This is a genomic window from Rhizobium sp. Root149 (assembly GCF_001427345.1).
Lineage (GTDB): Bacteria > Pseudomonadota > Alphaproteobacteria > Rhizobiales > Rhizobiaceae > Neorhizobium > Neorhizobium rhizoryzae.
The window spans coordinates 1-19,556 of the sequence record NZ_LMGD01000023.1 but is presented as its reverse complement, the minus strand read 5'-3'; the positions used below and the strand labels follow the sequence as shown (position 1 = coordinate 19,556).

19 protein-coding genes and 2 pseudogenes are annotated in these 19,556 nt (G+C 59.0%); 7 read left to right on the top strand and 14 right to left on the bottom strand.

Translation table 11 applies throughout. From position 1 onward, the window contains the following. Positions 1-20 precede the first annotated feature (20 nt). Both ASD54_RS20000 and ASD54_RS19995 read left to right on the top strand, forming a co-directional pair. Positions 21-230 carry a tautomerase family protein gene (locus ASD54_RS20000; protein ID WP_062556339.1) on the top strand — a complete coding sequence of 70 codons (210 nt, stop codon included), beginning with the start codon at positions 21-23 and terminating at the stop codon, positions 228-230. 58 nt (positions 231-288) lie between these two features. After that, positions 289-960 (top strand): formyltransferase family protein, encoded by a 672-nt coding sequence (locus ASD54_RS19995; RefSeq protein ID WP_062556338.1) that lies wholly within the window; start codon positions 289-291, stop codon positions 958-960. A gap of 12 nt (positions 961-972) precedes the next feature. Here the strand turns inward: ASD54_RS19995 and ASD54_RS19990 are convergent, their stop codons facing one another. From ASD54_RS19990 to ASD54_RS19970, 5 genes are all read right to left on the bottom strand, one after another. Then, positions 973-1,782: a DeoR/GlpR family DNA-binding transcription regulator gene (locus tag ASD54_RS19990; RefSeq protein WP_082547295.1), complete on the bottom strand. Its 810-nt coding sequence runs from the start codon at positions 1,780-1,782 to the stop codon at positions 973-975. A gap of 95 nt (positions 1,783-1,877) precedes the next feature. Further along, positions 1,878-2,942, bottom strand: a complete 1,065-nt coding sequence (locus ASD54_RS19985; protein WP_062556337.1) for an ABC transporter permease — start codon at positions 2,940-2,942, stop codon at positions 1,878-1,880. Beyond that, on the bottom strand, positions 2,939-4,468 hold the full coding sequence (locus ASD54_RS19980; protein WP_062556336.1) for a sugar ABC transporter ATP-binding protein: 1,530 nt from the start codon (positions 4,466-4,468) through the stop codon (positions 2,939-2,941). Before ASD54_RS19980 ends, ASD54_RS19985 begins: the two co-directional genes overlap by 4 nt. Next, on the bottom strand, positions 4,465-5,070 hold the full coding sequence (locus tag ASD54_RS19975) for a DUF2291 domain-containing protein (RefSeq protein ID WP_200958474.1): 606 nt from the start codon (positions 5,068-5,070) through the stop codon (positions 4,465-4,467). Before ASD54_RS19975 ends, ASD54_RS19980 begins: the two co-directional genes overlap by 4 nt. Positions 5,071-5,153: 83 nt before the next feature. Beyond that, positions 5,154-6,095, bottom strand: coding sequence for a D-ribose ABC transporter substrate-binding protein (locus tag ASD54_RS19970; RefSeq protein WP_062556334.1), 942 nt, complete (start codon positions 6,093-6,095; stop codon positions 5,154-5,156). A gap of 343 nt (positions 6,096-6,438) precedes the next feature. On the opposite strand from ASD54_RS19970, the gene ASD54_RS19965 reads away from it, so the two are divergent. The 4 genes from ASD54_RS19965 to ASD54_RS19950 are packed head-to-tail and all read left to right on the top strand — an operon-like array spanning position 6,439 to position 10,765. Further along, positions 6,439-7,419, top strand: a complete 981-nt coding sequence (locus ASD54_RS19965; protein WP_062556333.1) for a TIM barrel protein — start codon at positions 6,439-6,441, stop codon at positions 7,417-7,419. A gap of 45 nt (positions 7,420-7,464) precedes the next feature. Beyond that, positions 7,465-8,286: a transketolase gene (locus ASD54_RS19960; RefSeq protein WP_062556332.1), complete on the top strand. Its 822-nt coding sequence runs from the start codon at positions 7,465-7,467 to the stop codon at positions 8,284-8,286. After that, complete coding sequence (locus ASD54_RS19955) at positions 8,286-9,245, top strand: transketolase C-terminal domain-containing protein (RefSeq protein ID WP_062556331.1); 960 nt, start codon at positions 8,286-8,288, stop codon at positions 9,243-9,245. Before ASD54_RS19960 ends, ASD54_RS19955 begins: the two co-directional genes overlap by 1 nt. A gap of 5 nt (positions 9,246-9,250) precedes the next feature. Continuing rightward, positions 9,251-10,765, top strand: coding sequence for an FGGY-family carbohydrate kinase (locus ASD54_RS19950; protein WP_062556330.1), 1,515 nt, complete (start codon positions 9,251-9,253; stop codon positions 10,763-10,765). Here ASD54_RS19950 and ASD54_RS19945 read toward each other — a convergent pair. From ASD54_RS19945 to ASD54_RS19925, 5 genes are all read right to left on the bottom strand, one after another. After that, a complete protein-coding gene (locus ASD54_RS19945; RefSeq protein ID WP_062556329.1) occupies positions 10,762-12,360 on the bottom strand; it encodes an MFS transporter in 1,599 nt (532 codons plus the stop codon). The two genes, ASD54_RS19950 and ASD54_RS19945, sit on opposite strands and share 4 nt — an antisense overlap. Further along, entirely contained in the window at positions 12,357-12,794 is a 438-nt protein-coding gene (locus ASD54_RS19940; protein WP_062556328.1) for a DoxX family protein, read from the bottom strand. The genes ASD54_RS19945 and ASD54_RS19940 overlap by 4 nt, the downstream gene beginning before the upstream one ends. Positions 12,795-12,999: 205 nt before the next feature. Continuing rightward, a complete protein-coding gene (locus ASD54_RS19935) occupies positions 13,000-14,982 on the bottom strand; it encodes an amidohydrolase (RefSeq protein WP_062556327.1) in 1,983 nt (660 codons plus the stop codon). Beyond that, entirely contained in the window at positions 14,982-15,269 is a 288-nt protein-coding gene (locus ASD54_RS19930; protein ID WP_062556326.1) for a XapX domain-containing protein, read from the bottom strand. The genes ASD54_RS19935 and ASD54_RS19930 overlap by 1 nt, the downstream gene beginning before the upstream one ends. Before the next feature lie 185 nt (positions 15,270-15,454). After that, positions 15,455-16,116 (bottom strand): hydrolase (locus tag ASD54_RS19925; protein ID WP_210170892.1); only part of this gene is annotated, 662 nt, incomplete at its 3' end. Between the two features lie 277 nt (positions 16,117-16,393). Between ASD54_RS19925 and ASD54_RS19920 the strand changes: the two genes are divergently transcribed. After that, positions 16,394-17,293, top strand: a complete 900-nt coding sequence (locus ASD54_RS19920) for a LysR family transcriptional regulator (RefSeq protein WP_062556325.1) — start codon at positions 16,394-16,396, stop codon at positions 17,291-17,293. Here the strand turns inward: ASD54_RS19920 and ASD54_RS19915 are convergent. The 4 genes and pseudogenes from ASD54_RS19915 to ASD54_RS19905 all read right to left on the bottom strand — a co-directional run. Next, complete coding sequence (locus ASD54_RS19915) at positions 17,280-18,011, bottom strand: gamma-glutamylcyclotransferase (protein ID WP_062556324.1); 732 nt, start codon at positions 18,009-18,011, stop codon at positions 17,280-17,282. The two genes, ASD54_RS19920 and ASD54_RS19915, sit on opposite strands and share 14 nt — an antisense overlap. A gap of 72 nt (positions 18,012-18,083) precedes the next feature. Further along, positions 18,084-18,536: a Rid family hydrolase gene (locus ASD54_RS19910; RefSeq protein ID WP_062556323.1), complete on the bottom strand. Its 453-nt coding sequence runs from the start codon at positions 18,534-18,536 to the stop codon at positions 18,084-18,086. A gap of 103 nt (positions 18,537-18,639) precedes the next feature. Next, positions 18,640-18,739 (bottom strand): annotated as a pseudogene (locus tag ASD54_RS27335) (alpha/beta hydrolase); the annotation flags it as partial. Position 18,740: 1 nt separating this feature from the next. Next, positions 18,741-19,325: pseudogene (locus tag ASD54_RS19905) on the bottom strand (alpha/beta hydrolase); the annotation flags it as partial. Positions 19,326-19,556: the final 231 nt, after the last annotated feature.

The window sequence follows — 19,556 nt, the reverse complement described above, 5'->3', positions numbered from 1 at the left end:
GAACCGAAAGGAATTTGAAAATGCCCGTCATCACGTTTGAAGCAGGCGCCATGAGCGACGATGTCAAAGCAGAACTCTTGACCCGCCTCACTGACGTAGCAGTCGAAGTCACCGGCATTCCGAAGCATCTTTACTTCGTTTCGATCCATGAACTCCCTGATACGCATATTGCCGTGGGCGGCGTAAGCGTCGCTGACATCAAGCGCGACCTCAAATCCCGGCAAACCTGAGGACAGGTGTGCACCTCGACCTGATCGAGCCTTGAAGCCAGCCGGGAACCAATTTTCGATGAATATACTAGTACTGAGCCAGTTCTCGGAAGCCATTGCATATGCCTTGCCTGCCAGCAACGCAACGGTTCGCTTTGTGAGCCAGTTTTCAGGTTATGATCCGATTGAGGACCATAAATCGCAGCCGTTCGATCTGCTTGTAAGCTTTGGATATAACCGCCATTTGCCCGTGGACCATCCGCAGATGGCTGGCATCCGCGCAATCAACCTGCACACCAGCCTTCTTCCTTATGGTCGGGGCCTCAACCCCAACTTGACGGCCTGGCTGAATGGTGAACCGCACGGATTGAGCATCCATGAAATCTCGTCTGAATACGACAGGGGTGACATCATCTTTCAGCAGCGGCTGGTTGACTGTTTCGACATGGATGCGGAAACCTTACGCTCGACATACGAGCGCAAAATCGCTCTTGCCATCACGTTCCTTGCTGACGCCTGGCCCGATCTCGTTGAAAACCGGTATCGTGTCCGGCCGCAACCGCAGGGCTATGGCTCCTTGATGACGGCTCGCGCCCTGAAGGCCTATCGACCTGTTCTGGCTGAATACAATGATCGTCCGCTTCGTGACTTCATCACGGCCGTTCGTCAGGGGAAGATCGATCGACTGACGTCGGATCTCAGTTACTTTGCGAAGACACCAGCGGAAACTCTACAAGGCTCATTTGCCTGAAGTGAGCGCTTGTCACGTTGCGACGAGTACTTCAACGCCGCGCCGCTCAAACTCCTTCGCGACGCGATCCGGAATGCCATCATCCGTGATCAGGGACTGGATCACGTCAAGCGATCCGAGCCGCGTGAACGAGGAACGTCCGATCTTGGTGGAATCGGCTACCAGGTACACATGCGCTGCTGCCTTGATCATCGCTTCCTTGAGCTGAAGATCTGCAAAACTTGGGTAGGTGAGCCCTGCTTCCAAATCGACACCGGCGGTGGCAAGGAAGAGCTTACCGGCAAAGATGTTACTGAAATATTCGACTGATTTGTCACCCGACAAGGACAAGGTGGGCGACTTGAACTGCCCGCCCGGCATATGGACAGCAAACGTCGGCACCGCGCCCAGAATGATGGCAATGTTCAATGCGTTGGTGATCAGCGTCAAGTCGCGGCGGTTTGTCAGCCGCATGGCGATCTCGGTTGTCGTCGTGCCAGCATCGAGGATCAGCGTTTCGCCATCCTTCACCAGACCGGCAGCCAAAGCGCCGATCTTGCGCTTCTTGTCCATGTTCTCCTGATGATGCAGCGTCATGGTGCCGGTCTGCGGCGCTGCCGAATTCAAATAGGCGCCGCCATGCTCGCGCGTAATGAAGCCGTCATTCTCCAGGCGCTCAAGATCCTGACGGATTGTCGCTTCGGAAACATGGAAGGCGGTTGCCAATTCGCGAACGCGGGCCGAACCCTCCTCCTGCAGCCATTCGAGAATGCGCCGACGGCGTGGCTCGGAGAGCAAGCCGATCATGGATTCGGAAGAATCGTTCTCTGCCTTCGCGTCCATGTCCCGACAAACCTCAAATTCCGCAAGCAAACCGCAATGTTTCGATCTTAACCCACGGCTCCCTTACAACAAGTGCCCGCCGGTTGAAATCCTCATCACGCTTGACTTTGCAAGACGACCCGAGCCTGCAGCTTCTGCTGCACCTGATCGACCACGACGGCGGCAATGATCACGAGCCCCTTGATGACCGTCTGCCAGAAAGAAGAGACACCCATCATGATCAGGCCATCGGCCAGGATACCGATGACGAAAGCCCCGACGATGGTACCTCCGATGCGTCCGCGCCCACCGGACATGGAGGTTCCGCCCAGAACGGCAGCGGCAATGGCGTTGAGTTCGAAAGTCTCCCCCGTGGCCGGATGGCTCGCCTGCAACTGCGATGCAATGATCAGACCGACCAGGGCGGCACAGAAACCCGAGAACATGTAGACAAAAATCTTGATGCGATCGACATTCACACCGGAAAGTGCCGCACCCCGTTCATTGCCACCGACCGCATAGATGTGACGACCAAGCGGCGTGCGCGTTGCAAGATAGGCGGCGGCGAGTGCGACCACGACCATGATCCAGACTGAAAGCGGGAATCCAAGCAGGGTTCCCGAGCCGATTAGCTTGAACGTGTCGGAACCATAGTTCGGATTGCCCGAAAGATTCGGGAAGGTCCGTCCATCCGAGAAGAGCAAGGCTGCGCCGCGGGCGACGTAGAGCGTGCCGAGTGTGGCGATGAAAGGCGCAACATTGAGCTTGGTAATCAGCAGTCCGTTGATCAATCCGATGAAGACACCGACGACGGCGACAATCAGGCAGATCTCAATCGTGTTGAACTGCAGGCTCCAGCCGATCTGCAGGTCGATGCCGTAAAGAACCAGCCAGCCGGCAACCATCGCACACAGGCCGACGATCGAACCGACAGACAGGTCGATGCCGCCAGAGACGATGACGAAGGTCATACCAATCGCAAGCAGCGCGTTGAGCGCCACATGCTTCGATATGATCAGCATGTTTGCCCCGGTCAGGAAGTTTGGCGCGGCGAGCGCAAAAAAGGCGAAGACCAGGATAAGGGCGACAAATGTTCGCATCTTCAAGAGAAGCAGCAGCATAGAGGTTTGCGACGATGCGTCGGCGACTTTGCTGCCTTGGGTGATGACGGGACTGCTCATGAGGATTTGACCTTGTTGAGATTGGGCGTCGCGGCGGAGATCACCTCCGCTGCCGCGGCACCGGCCGGAAAGTCGCCAGTCAGCTTGCCATTCGCCATGACGAGAATGCGATCGGAAAGGGCGAGGACCTCTTCCAGATCCGAGGTAACGAAAAGGATCCCGAGGCCGTCAGCGGCCAGTTTGCGCATGGTTCGGAAGATTTCGGCTTTGGCGCCGATATCGATCCCCCGCGATGGCTCATCCATCAGAAGGATGCGCGGCCGGGTCATGAGCGCTTTGCCAATCACGACTTTCTGCTGATTGCCGCCCGACAGGCTGGAGACCGGATGCTCCATACTTGCGATCTTGATCGCCATGCGCTTGACGAATTCTGCAGCCTTTCCAGCTTCCGCCTTCAGGCTCAGATGAAAGATACGCGTAAAGTCGCCGAGCGACGAAAGCGTCAGGTTTTCACGGATACTCATGATCTGAACCAGACCATCGCGCTTGCGGTCCTCCGGGATGAGCGCAAGACCACGCCGGATACGCCCGGATACGCTGCGTTCCGTGACGCGCTCTCCAGCGATAAACAGCCTGCCAGTCGACGCCGGATGCTGGGCCATGATGCACTCCAGAAGCTCAGACCGTCCGGCACCCATCAGCCCATAGAGACCGACGATCTCTCCTGATCGAACCGAAAGCGACATATGATCGACCACGTAGCCGCCAGCGGGACTGGGTAGAGAGACATCTTCGACGCGAAAGATCTCATCGCCGAGTGCGTGGTGCTCAGTCTTCGGAAATTCCTTGGATGCGCTACCGATCATGTTGGCGACGATCCAGGGAACATCGACGCCTTCCATGGAACGCGCGCCGGTGATCACGCCGTCCCGAAGCACGGTGATGTAGTCCCCGATACGGATCAGTTCCTCGAGCCGGTGGGAGATGTAGACAATGCCCACGCCTTGACGCTTCAGGTCACCGATGACGCGGAACAGTACTTCGACTTCGGTCGCAGACAGGGCGGACGTCGGCTCATCGAGAATGAGGATGCGAGCGTCCTCGGCAAGCGCCTTGGCAATCTCCACTATCTGTTGCTGGCCGATCCGCAAATTGCCCAACGGCGTGTCGGGATCAATATCCTGCTCCAGACGCTTCATCAGTGCCGCGGCAACAGCGCGCTGGGCACTCCGGTCGATATGGACACCACCGACCGTCTTCTCGTGCCCGACGAAGATGTTCTCTGCCACCGTCAGATTGGGAAAAAGATTGAGTTCCTGGAAAACAATGCCTACGCCATGACGTGCCGCATCGGTGCGGTCAGCGAAAACAACCGGCTTGCCGTCAAGCGCGATGGTTCCCCCGTTTAGCCACTCAACACCTGCAATCACCTTCATCAGTGTCGACTTGCCGGCACCATTTTCGCCAACCAAAACGTTGACCGCGCCCATCCGTAGATCGAAGTCAACATTCTTGAGAGCCTGTGTTCCCGGATAGATCTTGGACCCAGAGCGGATCGTCAGGCCGATGGGATGCGTTTCGCTCATGGCATGACCTCGATGCGCACAGGCGTCACAAGCGGCTTTTCGCCCGCAGAGCGAAGAACGGTCGCACCGAGAAAGTCGACCGTCTTGCCGTTCAACGGCTTATCGGCAGGTATGGTCGAAACAGCCCGATCGTTCAGCGCCCGGCCAAGGCGGGCATATTCGATCTGATCACGGAATGCGGAAAAATCATAAAGCGGCGTCACATCACGCAGCGCCGTACCTTTGACCACCGGGCCAAGCTGCAGGATCACATCAGCGGTCCCGTCACCGTCGAGATCAACTTCGGCCACGGCGGCCTTCGAGACGCGGTTTTCAACGATCACCTTGCCCCTACCCTTGACAGCGAAGTTCCACCCACCGCCGGCACCGCCGACACGCAGGCCGTACTGGCTGCCCGTGCTATCCAGTCCTGATTTCAGCGCATCGCGCAGCGCCAAGAGATCGACTGCTTTCTCCGACAAAGCCGGAAGAAGTTTCGCCTCGAAGCTTTCGGATACGAGCGTGGCGATGGGATCGGCAGCAGACGCGTCAGCGCTCTCCGTTTTCACCAGCTTGCAGCCCGACAGGCTCAACGCGACCGCAAGGCCCGTTGCAAACAACATGGGTTTCATCTTTGGACGACCACTTTACTCAGCTGGGATGCCCCCGGGGCGCAGACGCACCGGGGGACCTTGTGGACCATGTGTCAGGGCTTGAGAGCAAAGGTCTCAAGCTTGCCGGCATTGCTTTTGTTGATGAGAATGCAGTCCATCAGCTGCTTTTCTTCAACGCCGGTGGAGCCGGTCTTGATGAACTTGTGCGCCTGTTCGACGGCCAACTGGGCCTGTTGATAGGCAGGCTGCAGAACGGTTCCCTTGATGCCGTCCTTCAGGATTGAGTCGCGGACATCATTGGAGCCATCGAAGCCGACGACGATGACATCCTTGCGACCCGCCGCTTGGAGTGCCGCATAGGCGCCCATGGCCATCGTATCATTGCCCGAGATGACGCCCTTGATATCGGGATGCGCCTGCAGGATCGATTCCATGACCGTATAGGCTTCGGTCTGTGACCAGTTCGCGGTCTGGCGAGCCACCATCTTCATGGTCGAATATTGATCGATCACATCGTGGTAGCCCTTCGAGCGAATGCCCGCATTCGTATCCGATTCCTTGCCGACGAGTTCGGCATAGTTGCCCGCCTCCTTCATCAGCTTGACGAACTCTTCCGCCCCGAGCTGTGCACCTTGGTAATTGTTCGAGACGATCTGAGAGACAGCCACTCCGGTCGTTGTGATTTCCCGGTCGATCAGGAAGGACGGAATCCCCTTGTCCTTGGCTTTGCGAACGGCTGCGACGGAAGCGTCGGCACCGGCGTTGTCGAGAATGATTGCTTTCACTCCCGCAGCAATGGCCGAATCGAACAGTTCGTTCTGCTTATTGGCGTCGTCATTATGGACCATGACCATCGTCTTGTAGCCAAGCTCCTTGGCCTTGGCGGCCGCACCGTCGGCTTCTGCCTTAAAGAATGGATTGTCGTGGCTAGGCGTGATGATCGCGATGGTATCGGCCGCGTTGGCGAAGCACGGCGCCAGGCCGGACAGGGTCAGTACGCAGACGGATACGAGCAAACGGCGTGAAATTTTCATGAGAAACTCCCTCTCTCCCAGTCACCTCCTCGTGACTTGTCGTATTTTCTATCGATTGATTTCGATTATTGTCAATATATTTCTGTTCCTTTCTCAATTTACGCAGATTTCTCGGTGAGGTATCGCGGGTTGCGGGCTGTTATTTGGATATTTAAGGCAGAAACGAAAAACTTTGAAGGTTGCTTAGGAATTTCGCTTGTCGTTGTTTCGAATTTGTGGAAGATATCGACATCAAACGATACCAAATGAAATAAATTCGCAAAAATTCTGAGGGCGTGGATCGCGTCGGAGGCCCATATACACCGGGTTGGCGGATGGATTGCGGAACTGGAGGAGATAGACCATGACGACGCAACGCTTCGGTGCCGGGATCTGGCATTTTGCAACCTATGTCGATCGCTACGCGACCGACGGCTACGGCACGCCCCGCAGCGTCATCGACGCAATCGACCTGGCCGGACAGGTGCGCGACCTCTCGGTGGTCGATATCAACTACCCGTTCTTCGGAGGCGACTTCACCAGTGCGGAAATCAAGACGGCCCTCGACCGCAACAATCTCGGCGTTATCGGCATTACGCCTGAGATCTACACGCGGGAATTTTCAAAGGGCTCCTTCACCAATCCGGATGCTGGCATACGCAGGCGCACCCATGAGCTGGTGACGGAAGCCTGCGATCAGGTTCGCTATTTTGGCGCCGACTATGTAAAACTCTGGCCGGGGCAGGACGGCTGGGACTACCCCTTCCAGGTCGACTACGGCACCCTTTGGCAACATTCGCTGGATGGCGTTGGCCAGTTGGCAAGCGAAAATCCGGATCTGAAGTTCGTGATCGAGTACAAGCCGCGCGAGCCGCGGGTTCGCATGAGCTTCGGCTCTGTCGCCCGCACTCTTCTCGGTATCGAGAAGATCGGCCTGCCAAACATTGGCATTCTCCTCGACTTCGGTCACGCAATTATGGGTGGAGAATCCGCCGCCGACAGCGCACAGCTTGCCATCGACTACGGTCGTCTGTTTGGCATGGACGTGAACGACAATTACCGCAGCTGGGATGATGACCTCGTCGCTGGCAGCCTGCATCCGATCGAACTCTTCGAGTTCTTCTATGTACTCAGGAAGAACAAGTGGGAGGGTGTATGGCAGCTCGACCAGTTCCCCTTCCGCGAGGACAGCGTTGCGACCGCCAATCACGCCATCGACTTCCTGAAAGCCGCAGACACGGGCCTCGATACCCTTGATCTCGACGCTCTTAAGGAGGCCCAGAGCCGACACGATGCCATCTCAGCCTTGCGGATCGCTCAGAAGGCTCTCTTCGGCGCCCTCTGAGCGCCGGATGCTGTATGAGTCGCATCAGACGGAAAGGCTAGTTGAATGCTGAAGAACGATACCGTTCAGACCATCCGCGAGAAGGCACTATGGATGCGCCGTCGCGCCTTCAAGATGGTCCATGACGCCCAGCTCGGGCATCCGGGCGGAGACTTCTCCGCCATCGATATTATTGCCACGCTCTATTTCGGCGTCATGCAATACGATCCAACGAGACCGGACCTCGAAAGCCGTGACCGGTTCATCATGTCGAAAGGACACGCTACAGGCGCGCTCTACACCGCACTCTGTGCGGCCGGATATTATCCCGAAGATTGGCTCGCGACCTACATGCAGCCGAATTCGAAACTGAACGGCCATCCGAACAGGAACTATCTGCCGGGCGTTGAAACCAACACGGGACCACTTGGCCATGGCATGCCGGTCGCACTCGGAATTGCCATCGCCGCGCAAATCTCCGGACAAACCCATCGCACCTTTGTTCTGACCGGCGACGGCGAGTTGCAGGAAGGATCGAACTGGGAGGCGGCTATGACGGCCGGCCATCGCAAGCTTGAAAACCTGACGTTGATTGTCGATCGCAACCGTCTTCAGCAGGGCATGGGCACTGAGGATACAAACGGGCTGGATCCCCTTGATGAAAAGTTCGAGGCATTCGGCTGGGACACCGTGATGATCGACGGCCATGACATCGGCGCTCTTCTCGACATCCTGGCTGCTCCGCGCATTGGCAAGGATCGCCCGCTTTGCGTCATTGCCAATACAATCAAAGGAAAGGGTGTCTCCTTCATGGAGAACAAGGCATCATGGCACCATGGTGTGCCGAACGCTCAGCAGTATGAAACAGCCTTGGAGGAATTGGTCTGATGGCTGCTCCCGCCAAGAAACAGGAAGGCTTTCACGATTGCCGTGATGCCTGGGCTCGCGCGCTCGAGGAACTCGCCACCCGGGATCCGCGGATCGTGGCGGTCGTCAACGATTCCGTTGGCTCGTCGAAACTGGGCAGCTTCCAGAAGGCGTTTCCCGAGCGCCTCATCAATGTTGGCATCGCCGAGCAGAACATGGTCGGCGTTAGCGCCGGTCTTGCCAACGGCGGCAAGATTCCCTTCGTATCGGCAGCCTCATGTTTTCTCACTGCCCGCGCACTGGAACAGATCAAAGCCGACATTGCCTACGCAGGCTTCAACGTAAAACTCATCGGCCAGTCGTCCGGCGTCGCCTACGGTGAGCTTGGCCCGACGCACCATTCCATCGAGGATTTTGCCTGGCTCCGTCCGCTGGACGCAATCACCGTGATCGTGCCCGCAGACGCCTGGGAAACAGAGGAAGCGGTCAAATGGGCAGCAGCCCATGACGGTCCAGTCTATCTGCGACTGAGCCGCATGCCGGTGCCAGATCTTGATATCAGAGACCGCGTATTCCGCCCTGGAAAGGCTGAACTCGTTCGAGACGGTAGCGACGTCACGCTGATCGGATGCGGAACCACCGTGCATATTGCAGCGCTCGCGGCGGAAAAACTTCTCGCCGAGGGCATTTCTGCTCGCGTACTCAACATGGCGACACTCAATCCCCTCGACGAGCAGGCTCTAGCCGCTGCAGCGAATGAAACCGGAGCGATTGTGACAGTAGAAGAAGCCAATATCCGCGGCGGTCTCGGCGGTGCAGTTGCCGAATTCACCGCCGGACATCGGCCGGTCCCAGTGGAGCGGGTCGGGTTTCCTGGCTTTGTCGTCACGGGTTCGGTGGACTTCCTTTTCGAGCATTACGGAATCACGTCCGACGGGATCGCTGCGGCGGCGCGCCGCGCGATTGCCCGTAAACGGTGAGTGTGATGGCGCAAGATATCCCGCTGATCCTCGCCATAGACCAGGGTACGACCAACACCAAGGCCGTGCTCGTCGATGCCGCTGGCAAAGTTCTTGCCAAGGCGTCTGCACCGCTGGCATCGAGTTACCCTCGGCCGGGCTGGGCCGAACAATCGGCGGATGCCATCTGGGCGAGTGTCCAGTCAGTTATTGCAGACATCGTTTCGGGCGATCACGGTTTCATCGCCGGCATTGCCATCAGCAACCAGAGGGAGACTTTGGTAGTCTGGGATGCGGAGACCGGCGAACCGCTGGCTCCTGCCATTCTCTGGCAGTGCCGCCGGACAGCGACAGACTGCCATGCACTGATTGATGCGGGACAGGATGCGGCCGTCGCAGATATCACCGGGCTATCCATCAACGCCCTGTTCCCGGCTTCAAAGCTCGGATGGGTGATGGACAACATCGCGTTGGCGCGGGAACTTGCCGAAAGAGGGCGCTTGAGAGCAGGCACTGTCGACACCTGGCTTCTCTTCAAGCTGACGGCGGGCCATGTTTTCGCGACCGACCATTCCAACGCTTCGCGCACAATGCTTTTTGACACCGCGAAACTGGAGTGGAGCACGCACCTCTGCAACTTGTTCAAGGTGCCTGTCTCGGCGCTCCCGCAAGCCCTGCCCTCGAATAGTCGCTTCGGCAAAACCGCGGCAGGAACAACCGCGCTATCCGCCGATACGCCGATCCTGACCATGATTGGTGATAGTCACGCAGCACTCTACGGCCACGGCGTTCGCGCTCCCGGTCTCGTGAAGGCCACGTATGGCACGGGTTCGTCACTGATGACACTCACCGAAGGGCGCGTTTTATCCCGGCATGGTCTCTCGAGCACCATTGCCTGGTCCGATGAACGCGGCGTCGCCTATGCTCTCGAGGGCAACATCACCGTCTCGGCACAGGCAATCGCCTTCGCTGCGACCTTGCTCGGTTTGGATGGCCCCCGCGCATTGTCGGATCTCGCGCAATCTGTCTCTGATAGCGGCGAGGTGGTTTTCGTCCCGGCGCTTGCCGGTCTCGGCGCACCGCATTGGACCGATGATGCGACAGGTACAATCTCCGGAATGACCCATGCGACGACGCCGGCTCACATTGCCCGTGCGACAATGGAGGCCGTCACACTTCAGATCGCCGACGTCTTCAACGCCATGCAGCAGGACATTGGTATGGCCCTGTCTGGACTGATGGCAGACGGTGGTGCTTCGACCAACGACTTTCTCATGCAGTTGCAGGCCGATGTTCTGAATCGGCCCGTCCTGCGAGGCGACCAGCCGGAGGTCGGCGCTCTTGGCGCAGCTGCAATGGCATTTCGCGCTCTGGGCATTACGGCACCTCAGCCCTCCCATGCCCGTCATTTCGAACCGGGAACCATGCAGGCGAACGCTCGGATCACTCTGCTGGCGCGCTGGCATGAGGCAGTCACTCGGGTAAAGTCGCAAGGTCAGGTGCAAGGCGACAGCCGCCACCCTGCGCCTGTATTCTATTAAGCCACACCCGGATGATTGATCGTCAGGAAGTGGCGAACGACCGGCTTTTCCGGCCCCGAGTGGTAGGCAAGCACCTTTCCCTGCAGATCGGCGTCGGCGTTCGATACCCGCTTGTGCTGACGAAGGTGCTCAGCCCAGGACTCGACCATGAACCACTCGACGATCTTTTCAGGATCGGCTGAATCTTCGGTGACACCCCAGCCATAGGCTCCGTCACGACGTCTTGCATGCGAGAGGTGGTCGAGCGCGTGCAGGAAGGCACTGCGGTTTTGCTTCTCTATCTTGTATTCGATCAGGATCAGAACCGGGCCGCGGTCATGGGCAACAGGCTCTGCGACAAGCGGCTCCGGCCAGTGGTTTGATGGCACGAGGTCCGCATCGCCTGCCGGCAGTTTGATACGGTGCATGACGGAACCTGCGATCAGCAAACCCGCAGCGCCTATGAGCAGGGTCGACCGGATGCCGACCACCTCACCAACAGCACCCCAGCCGAGACTGCCAGCCGTCATCGCGCCGTTGAAAACAGTGAGATAGACGGCGAGACCGCGACCGCGAACCCAGTTCGGCAGTACCGACTGTGCGGTGCCGTTCAGCGTCGTCAACGCAGTGATCCAGGCGGCACCAAGAAAGAGCAAAACAGTGATGGCGACGACTTTTGGCGGTGCAAGCGCAAGAACTGCCATGACCATTGCCGTTATGATGGCCGCGCCGAGAAGCAGGCCGTCGGAACTCAACCGTTGCCGCAGCCTCGGCATCAACAGTGCTCCACCAATTGCTCCCGCGCCGACCGCGCCGAGCAGGATGCCGTAGAAGCTCGCGTCGCCACCCAAAAGTTGCCGGGCAACCAGAGGAAGGAGCGCCCAAACCGCGCTGGCAAAAGCAAAGAAGATCGCCGCACGCAGCAGAACCACATGCAGAGGCCTGCTGGAGCGCGTGTAGCGAAGGCCCGCCCGGAAGGCACCGAAGAAGTTTTCCTGAAGTGCGTCAGTGGCGTTTTTGGCACGCGGCCACCAGATGAGAGCGGCAATGACTACAATGTAGCTCGCAACGTCCGCCCCGTAGGTTATCCCAGCACCGAAAGCCGCGAGAAGCAAACCGCCCGCGGCCGGCCCGATCGAACGGGCGATGTTGATGCCAAGCGAATTCAGGGCAACAGCGCTCTTTACGTCTTCTCGCTTGACCAGTTCGGGCACGATTGCCTGCCAGGTCGGGCCCATCAGCGCCGCGCCAACGCCACCCAGAAAGGTCAGTCCGATCAGGGCACTGACCGACAGCATGCCCGTCTGGGACAGGACCATCAGCGAAATGCTGACCGATGCCAGAAGGAGCTGCACGGCGATCAGGAACTTGCGCCGGTCGAGGATGTCGGTGAGAACGCCTGCGGGGATGGCGAGAAGGAAGATCGGCAGTGTCCCGGCTGCCTGGACCAGGGCAACCGCGGCTGGCGATGCGGACAGGTCCGTCATCAGCCAGGAGCTTGCGACATCGCGCATGAAACTTCCGGTATTACCCAGAACGGTTGCTGCCCACAGAACAGCAAAGACTGGCTGTGCAAGAGGCGCAAAAGTGCCTCCGGGCGCTCTGGTCGGGCTCATTTGCCTGCTCCTTTGGTGAGGTCGTATGCGGCAACGAAAACGAACGCGCCAGCGAGACCCAGATGTTCGAAGAAGGCGTTCGTCGCCATCATGCGCTCCATTCCGGGCGTCATCTCCCAGAAGCGCAGGGCGATGAAGGTAGCGAGGATGGTGAAGCCAGCCAGGGCGAGTGCGCCGACCCAGCGGAAGAAGCCTGTGACGACCATTGCAGACGCCACCAGTTCAAAGACGATGACGGTGACCGCGAAGAAGGCTGCCGGATGCAGACCAAAATGATCCATCTCGGCAAGCGCGCCACCGAAGTCGGCGATCTTGGTCACCGGCCCCTGGATGTAGGCAGCGCAGAGCGCAAGGAGCGCGATCGTCCGTAGTGCGGATGCAGATGCAATCTCAGTGAGAATGCTGCGTGGTCTGGAGTAGGAGATAGCGGTCATTATCGCTCCTGCGATCTGGGCCAGCCGGTGTGAGCGGCTTTAGCGTTCGTCTGATGGAACAATAGTGTAGGAAATGGTTCCTTGTAACAATTGCATCAATAATTGGTACTCAATTGCGACTATCGCAATTATACGTCGCCACCCGAAACGCCAATGGGCAGCGGTTGCCGCCGCTGCCCATTATTTCATGGATGTTGGTAGAACCTCAGACTGCCCAGCAGGAGCAGCCGAGGGCGCCGAAGAAGCCCTTCAGATCAGCAATCGGCAGTTTAGAGGTCCAGGCACCGGCATGGTCATGGCCATGCACGCCGCAGTTGCTGGCGCAGCCGCAAGTGGAGATAGCCGTGCGACGCAGTGACCGGGCGCCAGCACCCTGCGGCTCTCCCCAGGCGGCATAACCGCCAAAGGTGCTAACCGGCGACCAGTCGGGCATGGCAGGCGGAATGTTGTTCTCGTCAAGCGATCTGAAGTCGCCCGCGCCATAGACGATTTTGCCACCGACCATGGTCAGTTCCGACACGATGAACGAGATCTCGTCTTCGCGGCAGGAGAAGAAGTCCTTGTCCGGCACCACCAGATCGGCAAACTGCCCTTTTTCGATGCGGCCCTTCTTGCCCACCTCGTTGGAGAACCAGGTGACTTTCTCGGTCCACATGCGAAGTGCGGTTTCCCGGTCCAGGCAGTTCTGCCGCGGATAGAGCTGCATGCCGCCAACCGTCTTGCCGGTCACCATCCAGGAGAGCGAGACCCATGGATTGTAGGAAGCGACGCGGGTGGCATCGGTCCCGGCCGAGACGTTGACGCCCTTGTCCAGCATCTTGCGGATGGGCGGCGTTGCCTCTGCCACGCCATGGCCGTAGCGCTCGACGAAGTACTCGCCTTGATAGGCCATGCGATGCTGCGTGGCGATGCCGCCGCCGAGGGCCGCGATCCGGTCAATCGATCGATCGGAGATGGTTTCGGCGTGATCGAAAAACCAGTTGAGACCTTCGAGCGGGATATCCTTGTCGACCTTCTCGAAGACGTCGAGCGCGCGCGAGATCGTCTCGTCATAGGTGGCATGCAGGCGCCATGGCCAACGGTTTTGTGCCAGAATGCGCACGACCTCTTCCAGTTCGCCTTCCATCTCCGGCGCCATCTCCGGGCGCGGCTGGCGGAAATCTTCAAAGTCGGCGGCGGAAAAGACCAGCATCTCGCCCGCGCCATTGTGGCGGAAGTAATCGTTGCCCTGCTTGTATTTTACCGAGGACGTCCAGTTGAGGAAGTCCTCCTTTTCCTGCTTCGGCTTCTGGGTGAAGAGGTTGTAGGCGAGGCGAACCGTGAGCTGGCTTTCGTCGGAGAGCTTCTGGATGACCTCGTAGTCATCCGGATAGTTTTGGTTGCCACCACCCGCGTCGATTACGCCGGTCACCCCTAAGCGGTTCAGTTCGCGCATGAAGTGGCGGGTGGAATTGACCTGATAGTCGAAGGGCAGTTTCGGGCCCTTGGCCAGTGTCGAGTAAAGAATGCCGGCGTTCGGCTTGGCCAGCAGCAGCCCGGTAGGGTTGCCGTTGGCATCGCGGGTTATCTCGCCGCCCGGAGGGTTGGGCGTCTCGCGCGTATAACCGACAGCGCGAAGAGCGGCACCATTCAGCAGTGCACGGTCATAGAGATGCAGCAGGAAGACGGGTGTATCGGGCGCGGCTGCGTTGATCTCCTCGATTGTCGGCAGGCGCTTCTCCGCAAACTGATGCTCGGTGAATCCACCGACGACGCGCACCCATTGGGGTGCAGGCGTCACGGCCACCTGGCGGCGCAGCATGTCCATGGCATCGGCCAGCGAACGAACACCGTCCCAGCGCAGTTCCATGTTGTAGTTCAGCCCGCCGCGTACGACATGGGTGTGGTTGTCGATCAGGCCCGGCAGGACGCGCTTGCCCTTGAGATCGACGATCTTCGTGCCCGGTCCGGCCAGCGCCATGATCTCGCGGTCGACGCCGACCTCCTGAAACAGGCCATCCTTGATGGCGATTGCCGTGGCATTCGGATTGGTCCGGTCGAGCGTCGTCACGCGGCCGTTGTGAAGGATCAGGTCAGGGTACATGCTATCATCTCCGGGCGGGTGTTGATCGGCAGCATTGGTCGGGGAGAGAAGGTTGGAAAACACCAGGCTCGATGCGCCTCCAAGAAAGGATCGACGCGTCGTCATCAGCCTTGATCCTTCGCATCCATCGTCGCGCGATGGGCAACCTCGTTACGGTCGGCGCCCTTTGGCAAATGACCGAACATGTGCGGCTTGATCTGATGAAGCCAGGAAACAGCCGCGGGCTCCCTGCCCCACAAGGTCTTTGCCAATGGGACGATCTGCTCCCCGACGAGAATGCCAAGAAGACCGACCAGCGCGATAACCGGAGGAGCGGGCGAGCGAACATTCAGGACGCCGTAGATCACGCCGACCAGCAGGCCGGCTCCGAGCGAGATGAGATAAAGTTTCATGGGACACCTATCCGGTTGGACGCCGCTCCGACGGATCGCCGGAGCGGCAGGACGATTGTTACTTCGCCGGGTTGGGTCCGATGCGMTTGCCGTGCTGGACGCGTTCATCCGCACCGTGCACCATGGTGTAGGCATAGTCGATGCCCATGCCATAGGCACCCGAGTGCTCCTTCACCAGCGCGGTNTTGCCGTGCTGGACGCGTTCATCCGCACCGTGCACCATGGTGTAGGCATAGTCGATGCCCATGCCATAGGCACCCGAGTGCTCCTTCACCAGCGCGGTGACCGCGTCGTAGGTTTCCTTGCGTGCCCAGTCGCGCTGCCATTCCAGCAGAACCTGCTGCCAGGTGACCGGGATCACACCCGCCTGCACCATGCGGTCCATGGCGCGATTATGGGCCTCCAGTGAGGTGCCGCCGGAGGCGTCGGCAACCATGTAGATTTCATAGTCGGAAACGTCATTCAGAGCAGAGAGGGCAAATGTCGTRTTGCAGACYTCYGTCCAGAGMCCGGAGACGACRATYTTCTTAGCGCCATTGGCCGCATTCTTCGCCAGSGCATCGCGAACGTTCTGATCGTCCCAGGAGTTCATCGAAGTCCGTTCAAGAATGTCGTTCTCGGGGAAGACGGCCAGCAGCTCGGGATAGGTGTGGCCCGAGAAGGACAGTGTCTCGACGGTGGTAATGGTCGTCGGGATATTGAAGATCTTGGCTGCCTTGGCGAGACCGACGACATTGTTCTTCAGCGTCTGCCGGTCGATCGACTGAACGCCGAAAGCCATCTGCGGCTGTTGGTCGATGAAGATGAGCTGGCTGTTGGCAGGGGTCAGGACTTCGAGCTTGGACATGGTTCTCTTCCTCTTGGTTGCGGCCCGCAAAGGGTGCCAAAATCAGGTCGCTGCTGACGGACGTTGTCTGGTCTGCCTGACCGTTTTGCGTCCCGTCTTGGCTGCTGAGATCAAACCTATTGCCAAAGACGCACGTCTGGAATTGCAATAAAAATGTCGAATGAATTGCTTTAGTTGAAACAATGACAATCGTGGTTGTCAGGCTGGAAGGTCGGTTGATCCCGCAATGCAAAGGCAATACTCCTGGCAGAAGAGTTGCTGAAAGTGAAACAATCCCATGAACGACTATAAAGCGCTGCGTACCTTTCTCCTTGCGGCGGAGAAGCGCAATTTTGCCCAGGTTGCGCGGGAACTCGACATGACGCCTGCAGCAGTCACCCGCGCCATTGCCGCGCTTGAGGCGGAGCTTGGCGTTCAGCTCTTCGTGCGCACCACGCGGCAGGTATCCCTGACGACCGATGGCGCGATCTTCGCGGCGCAGATACAGCCGGCGGTCAAGACGCTCGAGGATGCGCGGCGCGAGGTGATGAACGCGCACAAGGCGGAGGAAGGACGTCTGAGGATCAGTGCGCCGACATGGTTCGGCAAGGTCGTGCTACCGCCGATCCTGTCCAGCTTCAAGGCAAAATATCCGAAGATGTGCTTCGAGATCTCCCTCTCGGACGGGCTCGTCAACATCGTTGATGACGACTATGACCTCGCAATCCGCATCTCGTCGCAGCCTTCCGACAAGTTTACGATCTGGCGGAAAATCCGTGTCGTGCCGCGCATTCTGGTTGCAGCACCCGGCAGCCGCTTCGTTGACATGTCGCACCCGAATGAACTGACACCAGACGACTGCCTGGCCTATAGCGGGGAAAGCCGGAGGGAAAACTGGGTTCTGTCGGACGGCGGCTCCAGCATTGCCATTTCTGCCGGACGGGCATTCAGTGCCAATAGCGGCGAGGTGCTGGCAGACATGGCCGCAGATGGTGCAGGTGTCGCCTTGCTTCCGGGCTTCAATATCGCAGAGCATATCCGCAGCGGACGACTCGTGCATGTCTTCAAGGGTTGGGCGCCCCCGGATCTGTGGCTAACCCTGTACTACCCGCCTTATCAGGCTCTGCCGCCGCGTATCGCCTCCTTCTCCAAATTCTTCGAGGAGCAGGTGGCGGCGCATATGGTCATGCTGGACTGATAGGCGACGGGAGAGCTTCAAGCTTTGCCGCAACAAGTTTCTGCAACTGCCAAAGATTCGCGTCGAAGATTTGCCGTTCCGCAAGATCAACAACGGTGCGATGCAGATACTCCGCGCAGGATCCCGCAGGTCCACAGGCCTGGGCGATCAACCCGGCTGCTTCCTCGAGAGGCACATGCTCCGTCAGGGCCGACTGCCTGGGGCAGGCCCAGAAAGCCAATGCGCGACGGTTTCCTGTTCCAGTCCTGACCGTGACCCAACGGACCATGTCGCAGACTTCGGCATACCGGATTTCCCGCGCCAATAGCTTGCGCAGATCTTGGCTCTGCGTTGCATGAGGGAGTTTGAGGATAAGACCGGAACAGCTTCCCCCTTGCTGGAGAGCAAGCATCAGGCCCGGAGCGTCCGAGGTGGCACGAAGCCGTTCGATCCTCAGCGAGAATGCGCGGTGCCAGCCGAAGGCGACGGCATCGTCTGTTGCCGCAATCTCAAATCCGGGATTCCACATCAGTGAACCGTAGGCGAAGACCCAGATCTCCTCACCGCGCGCTTCTGTCTCAATACGCTGCACCAGGCCGTCGAGCTGATCAGACGAGATAGGCGTCCAATTTGGCTCCGGGCCTTCCTCTTCGACAGTCCTGAGCGTCCTGGCAACGAGGTCTGAGGTCAGATGCAAATTCGTTGGCGATCTCATTGTCGCGAAGGATGTTCTGGGCATTGTGAAAACCTGTTCTGGTAGGAGCGCCGCCGAAGCGCATGTGCTTCGGCGGCTCTTGGTGCAGCGGCTGTGTTATGACGCTGCCTTGACATCGATCACTGCTCGAAAGGTGATCTCAACGATCTGTTGGGGGAAGGCCAGTGCGCTCACGCCGATCAGGTTGCTGGCAACCGGCGGCCTGTCTGTGCCGTACATCTCCTTGCGGACCTTTGATCCGGCAGCGAAGGCGCTCGGTACGTCGAGGACGAAAAGCGTCTCTTCCACAACGTCATCAAGAGTAGCGCCGAATTCTGCGAGGAGCTTCTTGGCGTTGACGTATGTCTGGCGGATCTGCTGTTCCATCGGCGTGAAGTCAATTGGCCGGCCTTTATCATCGAGAACGGCTGGCGCAACGAGATTGCCGTCGCCATCGTGGCTCAACTGTCCGGAGATATAGATGGTGTCCCTGACCTGAACGGCCTGTGCGTAGCCAAAAGCTTGCTCCCAGGCGACGCCGAGGTTTGCGATTTTCTTCGTGTTCGACATGATGGTTTCCTATCGTGAGGCAGTGCGAGTGCGATCCGCGCATGCGAGCTAACAGGCTGGAAGACGGCGGGCGCGTGGGAGGCCGCGCCCACCGTCAGAGCTGTTAACCCTGCACAAACGCCAACAGATCCGCATTCAGCACGTCGGCATTGACCGTGAGCATCCCGTGCGAGAAGCCCGGATAGGTCTTCAGCGTGCCGTTCNAGCAGCTTGACCGACTTGTGAGCCGAATCTGCAATCGGAACGATCTGGTCGTCTTCGCCGTGCAGAACGAGTGTCGGCACGGTGATTGCCTTCAGGTCCTCGGTCTGGTCGGTCTCGGAGAAAGCCTTGATGCCATCATAATGGGCCTTGGCGCCGCCCATCATGCCCTGACGCCACCAGTTCTGGATGACCCCTTCGTGCACGGTCGCGCCATCACGGTTGAAGCCATAGAACGGACCGGCTGGCACATCCCGGAAGAACTGCGCGCGGTTTGCGGCCAGAGCGGAACGGAAGCCGTCAAACACTTCCATCGGCAGACCTTCCGGATTGGATGCAGTCTTGAGCATGATCGGTGGAACGGCGGAGACCAGCACTGCCTTGGCAACCCGGCCGGAAGGCTGGCCATGCTTTGCCACGTAACGGGCGACCTCGCCGCCGCCGGTGGAGTGGCCGATGTGGACGGCGTTCTTGAGGTTCAGATGCTCGACGACGGCGAAGGCATCGGCGGCATAGTGGTCCATGTCGTGACCGTCTGCCACCTGGGCCGAGCGATAGACGGAAACGAGAGCGCCCATGGCCGGAAACNCGGAAGCCGTCAAACACTTCCATCGGCAGACCTTCCGGATTGGATGCAGTCTTGAGCATGATCGGTGGAACGGCGGAGACCAGCACTGCCTTGGCAACACGACCGGAAGGCTGGCCATGCCTTGCCACATAGCGGGCGACCTCGCCGCCGCCGGTGGAGTGGCCGATGTGGACGGCGTTCTTGAGGTTCAGATGCTCGACGACGGCGAAGGCATCGGCGGCATAGTGGTC